We start from the raw sequence: 8,811 nt of genomic DNA on the forward strand, positions 1-8,811 counted from the left end.
CTATGCCGCCGGGCGGGGGCCGGCGATCGAAATGTCGTGGCAGGGATTCAACGAATTGGGCATCTGGTCCAAGCCCGGCGGCGCGCCGTTCCTCTGCATCGAGCCCTGGCATGGCGTTGCAAGCCCGGTCGATTTCGACGGCGAATTCGCCGACAAGCCGGGCGTGATGCTGATCCCGCCAGGCGCCAAGCGCAAGTTGACCTACCGGATCACCATCAGCCGGGATGCGTGAGGCATGGCGTTCGCGATCAAGGCCGAGGTCAAGGATCCGCTGGCCGAGACATTCTCATTCGCGGCGCAGAAAACCATGTATGGCGGCAAGCATATCGCCGAAGGCGACACGATCTTTGTGTTCGCCAGCGAAAACGAAGCCGGACAGGGGCTGGTCGCACGGGGCGTTGTCACGTCATCCGAGGCCATTCCCAAAAGATCCGACCGCGAACGGCAGACGCCGCGCGTCAGTGTTGCCATCCGCCGCACCGCATTGGCAACGCGGCGATTGGGTCGGGACGAGCTCAAGCGGTTCAAGGACTGGAGCGATGGCAGGCCTGAGACCGAGCTCAACTTCAAATTCTATCGCCAGGCGACGAACAAGATCGTCAGCCTCTCGCATGGGACGGCGGCTTTTCTCGATGGGTTTTTCTAAGACGGCAAGCCACGGATCAAATCGATCTCTATGGAATCCGGCTTTTGAGAGCCACGCAAGCGAGACGTCTCAGCCTTGGACGCCTGGGCGAGTTCGCTGCTAACGTTCCACCGCACGGCTTTGAAGGAGACGCAACATGGACCGATTCACCGGCGGCTGCCTGTGTCGCAATGTCCGACTTGTGGCGTCGGGCCGCCCATACAGGGTCTGCATCTGCCATTGTCTCGATTGCCGCAAACATCATGGCGCGCTCTTTTATGCTTCGGCGGTATTCCCTCAGGACGCGGTTACGATCGACGGTGAGACGCGCGACTATGCCGGGCGATTTTTCTGTCCGCGCTGCGGTTCGTCCGTTTTCGCACGCACCGCGGACGAGATCGAAGTGCATCTCGGGACCCTGGACGCCCCAGACCAGCTAGCCCCGACCTACGAAAGCTGGATCATCCGTCGCGAGTCGTGGCTGCCGCCGTTTCCAGTCAGCAAGCGATACGAGCGCGATCGCGAGGCGACGAGCCGCTTCGAAGAATAGGTCGCGCCATTCCTTTCTGGCCGTCAGTCCGGAAGCCCGGCCTTGCGGAACCCGTCAACGAAATGCTCGAGCATCGCGCCGTCGCGGAACGGCTCGGTCCAGACCCAGTGGCTGGTCGTGAAATGCGGGTTGGCGATAAGGAACATCTCGACCTCCGCGCGCGCCTCTTCGAACCGGCCGAGCTGCGCAAGGCTTGCCGCCAGGAAACGGCGTGAGCTGGTCCGATAGGTCTCGTCCCGGCGCAGCGTCTCGATGGCGGCTTCATAGTCGCGGGCCGCATATTGCGCGGCGCCGAGCGTGAGATAGTACCAACTCGGCGGAAACGGGTTCAGCCGGAACGCCTTGCGAATGTGCTCAAGGCCTTCCTCGATCCGCCCGGCTAGGACCTCGATATCGGACAATGTCGCCCAGGCGTCGGCCTCGTTCGGATCGAGCTCGAACGCTCTGGCGAATTCGGCATCCGCCTCGCCGAAGCGATGCTCATAGGCAAGCAGGTTGGCAAGCACCCAGCGGCAGCCGGCGTCGTTGGGGTCGATCGTCACGGCTTTGCGGGCCAGCTCCAAGGCAATGCTCCGGTTGGGGTCGACGGGCTCGCCCCAATGCACCCATCCCATCCAATGGTTCATGGCGAGCCAGCGATAGGCCTCAGCATATTCCGGATCGAGCGAGACCGCGCGCGTCAGCATCAGATGCGCCTCCCGCGCCGTCTGAGGCGAGTCGTCGATCAGTTTTCGCGCCCGCACGCACAAATCGTAGGCCTCGAGATTCTTGGGCCGATTGCGCGGCGGCTGCGTGCGCAGCCGGCCGAGCAGCGCCTCCACGATCTTGGCCGTTACCTCGTCCTGGACCGCAAAAATATCTTCCAGACTGCGATCGAAGCGTTCCGCCCACAGATGTTCACCGCTCACCGCGTCGACAAGCTGCGCGTTGATACGTACACGCCCCGCGGCGCGCCTTGCGCTCCCCTCAAGCAGGTAGCGCACGCCAAGGTCCTCGGCGATCGCGCGCACATCCATCGGCTTTCCCTTGTAGACGAAGACCGAGTTGCGCGCGATGACGAACAGTCCCGCGTTCCTGGACAGGTCAGTGATCAGGTCTTCGGTCAACCCGTCCGCGAAGGATTCCTGCTCGGGATCATTGCCGAAATTGACGAAGGGCAGCACGGCTATCGAAGGCTTGCCGGGCAGTGGCAAAGGTTTTCGTGTCGTCTCGCCAAGCTGTTCGATGACCCCCGTGAAGCGATAGCCGACGCGCGGCACCGTAGCGATCCATTCACCGCCGTCGGCGGCGGGGCCGAGCAGCTTTCTGAGCTGCGCGATCTGGACGGTGAGGTTGCCTTCCTCGACGGCCGTGCCCGGCCATGCCGCGTCCATCAGCTCGGCCTTGGCCAGGATTTCGCCGGGACGTTCCACGAGCGCGGCAAGCAGCTTCAGCCCCCGATAGCCGGCGGCCACGGGGACATCGTTCCGAAGCAACGTTCCCGCAGCTGAATCAAGCACGTACGGGCCGAAGGCAAAGCGCGATCCCTGCATGCGGCGCATCTATAGAGCAATTCCAGGAAAAGTGTGAGACGGGTAGAGCAGTTCGTCATGTCCGATGAACCGCTCAGGCCGATTTGGAAGTTTTGAGAACTATTTGGATGCGCTTAATTACGGCGCAGCCCGCATCCTGCAGAATCCAACCTCATTCAGGTGGAAGGCCCCAACTCGAAAAGCATGGGGCCGCAAACCATAGGAGGTTGCCATGAACGACACGTTTGCATCGATCCCGCAGCTGGCAACGCTGGTCGGGCAGGCATCGCGCCGGCGCTACAGCCTGCAGACCCTGCGAGGCATGATCGCGGCCCGGCGCGAGCAGATACGGTTTCGCTGGGATCTGAAGCGGATATCAGAGGCCAACCCGCATCTGATCGACGATATCGGACTGACGAAACAGCAGGCCGAGGAAGAGATCGGAAAGCTGCCCTTCTGGCAAAGATAAACGCGGATGTGGCGTCAACGCTGATGCCGGCAGCGCAGTCCCACCGGGTAGGGTGGTCCGGCATGAGCTCGAAGCGACATCGGTCGGCCATAACGGGGAATCTCGTCGGGGCATCAGGCCATCTGAGTTAAACCTGCCGGACGACAGTGCCGATGACATTGACGAGAAGCCGGGCTGCAGTCAGCGCCGACAGGCCGTCAAGGTCGGCAGGCGGATAGAATTCGACCAGATCAAATCCTGCGATCCTGGCCCGCTTGCCGAGGCCGGCGATCAGGTCGATCGCCTGGGTGTAGGTGAGGCCGCCTGGCGTGCGCGCCGCCACGCCCGGCATGATGCTGGGATCGAGGCCGTCGCAGTCGAAGGTCACGACGACCCGCGCGCCGTCCGGAATGTGGCTGAGAGCTGCGTCGACGCCCTGGGCATGGAGCTCGCGGGCAGTCACAAAGCGGCTGCCATAGCGTCGCGCCGCTTCGATTTCAGCCAGGCGTGCGCTGCCGACGCTGCGCAGGCCGACTTGCACGAGGCCGGCGATATGCGGCATCTCGCTCGCCCGGCGCATCGGGCTCGAATAGCCGTAGCGTTCGCCATCGACCTCGTCGCGCCAGTCGATATGCGCGTCGATCTGCAGGATCCAGACCGGCCCGTGACCGGCAAAGCCGGCGAGAAAGGGAATTACCACGGAATCGTCACCGCCGAGCAGGATCGGCACGGCCGACGCGGCCAGGACCTCGCGCGTCTTCGCCTCGATCCGCGCCCGGTTTCCCTCATTGTCGTGCATGACCGTCGAGATGTTGCCGGCATCGACGCAGGAGACCGGCTTGCCGTCGAACAATGGACCGCCGAGATCTAAATCCCAATGCTCGACCAGCGGCGCATCGTCTTGGCTCGCAGCGCGGATGGCGTTGGCGGCCAGAGCATGGCCGCTGCTGTCCTTTCGCGGATAGGTGCTGCCATGACCGGCACCGTAGATCACCATGCGAGGCACGCGGCCTCCGGCGAGGCAATCGGGAAAGCCAAGAAAGGAAGATGAAGAGGTCATTGTTCAATAGTCCGAATGTGAGCGCTCGCAGCGAGCGCACGTCGATAGGATCGCTTTATCGCCTCTACATGATCCATATCAGAAAGTCGCATAAGATAGATTATGGAACTTACGTATGTAGCACGAAGCTGGTTTTGCTACGCCTCTGAAGCGCGCACGGAAAGCCCAGGAGAACCGTCAACGCGGTCCTTGATGTGTTCGTGAATCCTTGTAGCCGCCTCCGCCGCGCTGATCGCTGTTACGTCGATCGTCAGGCTGTTCGGGTGCTTCGGGTCAAGGACAGCGACTGTCCGGCTGCGGCGGCGCGCCGCTTCCGGATCGATAGACTTGAGACGGTCACGTCGAGTTGGCGACATCACGCGACGAACCAGTTCGGCCTCTTCGCAAAGCAAGCGCACAGGCACGAAGTGAGCGCCTCGTCGATCCGGCGCATCTTTCATCTGCTGGTAGGACGCCAGGCTTCTCGCGTCTCCTTGGATGCCGGAGTTCGTGAAGATGAAGTTGGCGGCGGGAGGACAAAGTGTTGCGACGGTGTCCAAGACAGCCTGACGGACCTTGGCGGTCTGCTCCCAGACGGCATCAGGCAACGTGCGGCGACCGTCATCGGCAAGCAGTGCCAATATAGGATTGTTGATCCAGTGATTGTCGATGACCTGGCCGGAAAGTGCCGTTACGAGTTCCCGTGCGATCGTCAGCTTGCCGACGCCAGGGAAACCGAGCAGCAGAACAAACACATTCTGAACCATCGACCAGTTTCCGAAGCACCAAAGAGAATCGGATTGACGACTAAGCGCCAAAGTGAACAGGCGTCTTTATCGCACTGATTCACAAGGAATTTCGATCGTCATGCCGTCATAGGCCGGCACCACGTGGTCCGGCGTCTCGGCCATCACGGCGGCATAGTCCAGCGGCACATGCATATGCGTCAGCACCGCGTTTTTCGGCGAGAGCTTCTCGATCCAGTCCAGTGCCTCGGCAAGCGACAGATGGCTCGGATGGCTGTTGTACTGCAGCGCGTCGATAACCAGCACGTCAAGGTCTTCAAGGCGTCCCGCGGTGGCAGCTGGAAAGTCGCTGATATCGGGGCAATAGGCGATCCCGCCAATGCGGAAACCGAGCGAAATGATGTCGCCATGGATCTGCGGCAGCGGCTCAAGGGTGAGAGGACCCCCCTCGCCTTCGATCACCACCGGCCTGGCATGGTCTATGAGATGCGGCCTTACGATCGGTGGATAGGAACTGCCCGGGGGCGTCTCGAAGCAGTAGCCGAACGCCTGGCGCAGCCGCAGCATGGTCGGCTGGTCGGCATGGATATCGATACGACGGCGTTGCTCGAGCACGAAGCCGCGCAGATCATCGATGCCGTGAATGTGGTCGGCATGCGGATGGGTATAAACCACCGCGTTGATGTGCTTGACCGAAGCAAGCAGCATCTGGGCACGGAAATCCGGTCCGGTGTCGATGACGACGGTGGTGCGGCCGCCATTCCCTGCGATCCGCTCGACAAGAGCAGCCGTGCGCATGCGGCGGTTCTTCGGATTGGCCGGATCGCAATTGCCCCAGTCGCCGGTGATGCGCGGCGTACCGGGCGACGAGCCGCAGCCGAGAATGGTGAGGCGCAGCTGGTCGCCCATGTCAGGCCGCCGTCACGTCCGGTCGCGGCATCTTGGCAAACAGCCGGAAGACATTCTCGGTGGTGATGTCGGCGATCTCCGCCTCGCTGACGCCGATGGTCTCGGCCAGCACCTTCGCCGTATTCGCGACATAGGCGGGCTCATTGCGTTTTCCCCGATGCGGGATTGGCGCAAGATAAGGCGCGTCGGTCTCGACCAGCAGCCGTTCGCGCGGCACATCTGCGGCAATCGCGCGCAACTCGGTCGAGTTCTTGAAGGTCAGGATGCCTGAGAAGGAGACATAGCCGCCCAGCGCCACGCCGACTTCCGCCAGCCGACGCCCGGACGAAAAACAATGCAGGATGAAGGGGAAAGCGCCCTTCCCTGTCTCCTCCTCGAGAATCGCCGCCATGTCGCCGTCGGCGTCGCGCGAATGGATGACCAGCGGCAGGCCGGTCCGGCGCGCGGCGGCGATGTGAGTGCGGAAGCCTTGCGCCTGTGCCTCGCGCGGCGCACGGTCGTAGAAATAGTCCAGGCCGGCTTCGCCGATCGCCACCACCTTGGGATGGTCGGAAAGCCGTACCAGCTCCTCTGCGGTCACATCGAGCTCTTCCGCCGCATTGTGCGGATGAGTACCAACTGAGCAATAGACCTCTCTAAAAGCTTCAGCGATTTGAAGGAGTTGCTGAAAACGCTTCACGCGCGTTGAGATCGTCACCATGCGGCCGATCCCGGCTGCGAGAGCGCGGGCGACGATAGCCGCCCGCTCCTCGGCAAAATCCGGAAAATCGAGATGGCAGTGACTGTCGACAAGCATCAGGCTTTGGTGTCCTGCTCGACGTAGCGGGGAAACACGCCCTCAGGCACCGGCAGCGCCGTGCCGGGCACCAGCGCATGGTCTGCGTGGACATGCGCGAAATTGCGCTTATCCGCCGGCACAGCCAGCAGGTCGAGCAGCCTCGCCGCCGATCCGGGAATGAAGGGCAGGCAAAGCAAGGTCACGCGCCGGACAAGCTCGGCCGTCGTCCACAGCACCGTCTCCATGCGCTCCGGATCGGACTTGCGCAGCGCCCAGGGCTCCTGCGACGCGAAGTAGCGGTCGGCGTCGGCCACCACGCCGAAGATCGCCGCCAGCGCCAGATGGATGCCCTGCTCCGCCATCGCTCTGCGCGCCACCGCAAGCGCCTCCACCGCCTGGTCGAGGATCGCCGCGTCGGCTTCGGTGAGCTCGCCGCGCTTCGGCACCGTGCCGCCGCAGTTCTTGGCGATCATCGACAGCGAGCGCTGCGCCAGATTGCCGAGGCCGTTGGCGAGATCGGCATTGGTGCGGTTGACGATCGCTTCGTGACTGTAGCTGCCGTCCTGCCCGAACGGCACCTCGCGCAGGAAGAAATAGCGTACCTGGTCGAGCCCGTAATGCTCGATCATCGCGAACGGATCGACGACATTGCCGACCGATTTGGACATCTTCTCGCCGCGGTTGAACAGGAAGCCGTGGGCGAACACGCGCTTCGGCAATTCTATGCCGGCCGACATCAGGAAGGCCGGCCAGTAGACCGCGTGGAAGCGCACGATGTCCTTGCCGATGATATGCGTCGCCGGCCAGTAGTGCCATTGCTCGGATTTGGTGTCGGGATAGCCAGCGGCCGTGATGTAGTTGGTCAATGCGTCGACCCAGACATACATCACATGCTTGTCGTTGCCCGGTACAGGCACGCCCCATTTGAAAGTGGTGCGCGAGATCGACAGGTCCTTCAAGCCGGACTTGACGAAGCTGATCACTTCGTTACGGCGCTCCGCTGGACCGATGAAGTCTGGCCGGCTCTCATAAAGTGCCAGCAATTTGTCCTGATAGGCGGATAGCCGGAAGAAATAGCTTTCCTCCTCGTTCCATTCAACCGGCGAGCCAAGCGGCTCGCGGCGCACGCCGTCGTCGCCGAACGTGGTTTCGCTTTCGTCGAAATAGGCTTCCTGGCGGACCGAATACCAGCCGCTGTAGCGATCAAGATAAATGTCGCCATTGGCGGCCATCGCCTTCCAGATCGCTTGGCAGGATGCGTAGTGACGTTGTTCGGTCGTGCGGATGAATTCGTCGTTTGAGCCTCCGACTGTCTCGGTCATCGAGCGGAAGATTGCCGAATTGCGGTCGGCGAGCGTTATCGGCGCGATGCCTTCCTTCTCGGCTGTCTGCTGCATCTTGAGGCCATGCTCGTCGGTGCCCGTGAGGAAGAACACTTCCTTGCCGTCGAGACGCTGGAAGCGGGCCAGCGCGTCGCTGGCGATGACCGTATAGGCGTGGCCGATATGTGGCTTGCCATTCGGATAAAAAATCGGCGTGGTCAGGTAGGATTTTTCGCGTGACATGAATGAACCGTCATGAAGGTCTGAATCTGAGTTGTGGCGGTGGATAAACTATCGGCATGGCGATTGCCATCCCGATGCATGCCGCCCAAAAGTGGTGCCCGGTTTTGAGGCAGCGGCATGCACTAAGAAAACCGTCACATTCGCATCACAGAATTCAGGCGGTCGATCATGGTCAGGGCGTGCTGCTTCTTGTCGAGATTGTAGGTCTCTGCATCAGATATCGTGTTCACGGCCTCGTGCCAAGCGTCGGACAGCGTTTTGGCCCTGGCGAGGTCGCCGGCTAAGGCCGCTTCGCTGGCAGCGGCCGACAGCAGATCGAGCGCGCGGCGGTTGAAGATATCGAATTGGATCGCCTGGTCGCGGCCGGCAACGGCTTCGGCAAGCCGATGGGCAGCGGCAATGTCCGGCTTTTGCGCCGCCACCAGCGCGTCGAGCGCGCCGGCGATTTCCAGCCCGCCATACTGGGTAAGCAGGATCGCGTTGCGCGCGCTGCCCCCTGCCCGCTCGGCCAAAGCCGCGCGCGCCGCCGGATCGACCGGCGGCGGCGGCTCGATGCCTTCCAGCACAGCCATCAATTCGTCCGGCGCAAGCGGCGTCAGCCGCACCATCTGACACCGCGACCGGATCGTCGGCAAGAGGC

The 8,811-nt window shown here is 62.4% G+C and carries 9 protein-coding genes and 2 pseudogenes; 4 read left to right on the forward strand and 7 right to left on the reverse strand.

Annotated features, from left to right (window positions below; genetic code table 11):
* From EOA75_RS23655 to EOA75_RS23665, 3 genes and pseudogenes are all read left to right on the forward strand, one after another.
* A pseudogene (locus tag EOA75_RS23655) lies at positions 1–232 on the forward strand (aldose 1-epimerase family protein); the annotation flags it as partial.
* Between the two features lie 3 nt (positions 233–235).
* On the forward strand, positions 236–646 hold the full coding sequence (locus EOA75_RS23660) for a hypothetical protein (protein ID WP_127240453.1): 411 nt from the start codon (positions 236–238) through the stop codon (positions 644–646).
* 136 nt (positions 647–782) lie between these two features.
* Entirely contained in the window at positions 783–1,175 is a 393-nt protein-coding gene (locus EOA75_RS23665) for a GFA family protein (RefSeq protein ID WP_095825420.1), read from the forward strand.
* 23 nt (positions 1,176–1,198) lie between these two features.
* Here the strand turns inward: EOA75_RS23665 and EOA75_RS23670 are convergent, their stop codons facing one another.
* Complete coding sequence (locus tag EOA75_RS23670; protein WP_245466718.1) at positions 1,199–2,716, reverse strand: winged helix-turn-helix domain-containing protein; 1,518 nt, start codon at positions 2,714–2,716, stop codon at positions 1,199–1,201.
* Between the two features lie 202 nt (positions 2,717–2,918).
* Here EOA75_RS23670 and EOA75_RS23675 point away from each other — a divergent pair, with 202 nt between their 5' ends.
* The gene (locus EOA75_RS23675; RefSeq protein WP_095800710.1) at positions 2,919–3,155 is read left to right on the forward strand and encodes a hypothetical protein; all 237 of its coding nucleotides are present in this window, start codon (positions 2,919–2,921) and stop codon (positions 3,153–3,155) included.
* A 127-nt stretch (positions 3,156–3,282) separates the two neighbouring features.
* Here the strand turns inward: EOA75_RS23675 and EOA75_RS23680 are convergent, their stop codons facing one another.
* The 6 genes and pseudogenes from EOA75_RS23680 to EOA75_RS23705 all read right to left on the reverse strand — a co-directional run.
* Entirely contained in the window at positions 3,283–4,194 is a 912-nt protein-coding gene (locus tag EOA75_RS23680) for an agmatinase (protein WP_127325302.1), read from the reverse strand.
* Positions 4,195–4,331: 137 nt separating this feature from the next.
* Positions 4,332–4,991: a chloramphenicol phosphotransferase gene (locus EOA75_RS23685; RefSeq protein ID WP_348628676.1), complete on the reverse strand. Its 660-nt coding sequence runs from the start codon at positions 4,989–4,991 to the stop codon at positions 4,332–4,334.
* Positions 4,992–5,006: 15 nt separating this feature from the next.
* Positions 5,007–5,828, reverse strand: coding sequence for an MBL fold metallo-hydrolase (locus EOA75_RS23690; protein WP_127325303.1), 822 nt, complete (start codon positions 5,826–5,828; stop codon positions 5,007–5,009).
* A gap of 1 nt (position 5,829) precedes the next feature.
* Entirely contained in the window at positions 5,830–6,624 is a 795-nt protein-coding gene (locus tag EOA75_RS23695) for a TatD family hydrolase (RefSeq protein ID WP_127325304.1), read from the reverse strand.
* Entirely contained in the window at positions 6,624–8,171 is a 1,548-nt protein-coding gene (gene metG / locus EOA75_RS23700; RefSeq protein ID WP_127325305.1) for a methionine--tRNA ligase, read from the reverse strand. Before metG ends, EOA75_RS23695 begins: the two co-directional genes overlap by 1 nt.
* Before the next feature lie 134 nt (positions 8,172–8,305).
* A pseudogene (locus tag EOA75_RS23705) lies at positions 8,306–8,811 on the reverse strand (DNA polymerase III subunit delta'); the annotation flags it as partial.

This window comes from Mesorhizobium sp. M1A.F.Ca.IN.022.07.1.1 (genome assembly GCF_003997575.1).
GTDB lineage: Bacteria > Pseudomonadota > Alphaproteobacteria > Rhizobiales > Rhizobiaceae > Mesorhizobium.

What these genes read in the sequence shown, in the direction of transcription:
- EOA75_RS23660 (WP_127240453.1), top strand. Translation starts at nt 236, where the DNA reads ATGGCGTTCGCGATCAAGGCCGAGGTCAAGGATCCGCTGGCCGAGACA.
- EOA75_RS23665 (WP_095825420.1), top strand. Translation starts at nt 783, where the DNA reads ATGGACCGATTCACCGGCGGCTGCCTGTGTCGCAATGTCCGACTTGTG.
- EOA75_RS23670 (WP_245466718.1), bottom strand. Translation starts at nt 2,716, where the DNA reads ATGCGCCGCATGCAGGGATCGCGCTTTGCCTTCGGCCCGTACGTGCTT.
- EOA75_RS23675 (WP_095800710.1), top strand. Translation starts at nt 2,919, where the DNA reads ATGAACGACACGTTTGCATCGATCCCGCAGCTGGCAACGCTGGTCGGG.
- EOA75_RS23680 (WP_127325302.1), bottom strand. Translation starts at nt 4,194, where the DNA reads ATGACCTCTTCATCTTCCTTTCTTGGCTTTCCCGATTGCCTCGCCGGA.
- EOA75_RS23690 (WP_127325303.1), bottom strand. Translation starts at nt 5,828, where the DNA reads ATGGGCGACCAGCTGCGCCTCACCATTCTCGGCTGCGGCTCGTCGCCC.
- EOA75_RS23695 (WP_127325304.1), bottom strand. Translation starts at nt 6,624, where the DNA reads ATGCTTGTCGACAGTCACTGCCATCTCGATTTTCCGGATTTTGCCGAG.
- metG (WP_127325305.1), bottom strand. Translation starts at nt 8,171, where the DNA reads ATGTCACGCGAAAAATCCTACCTGACCACGCCGATTTTTTATCCGAAT.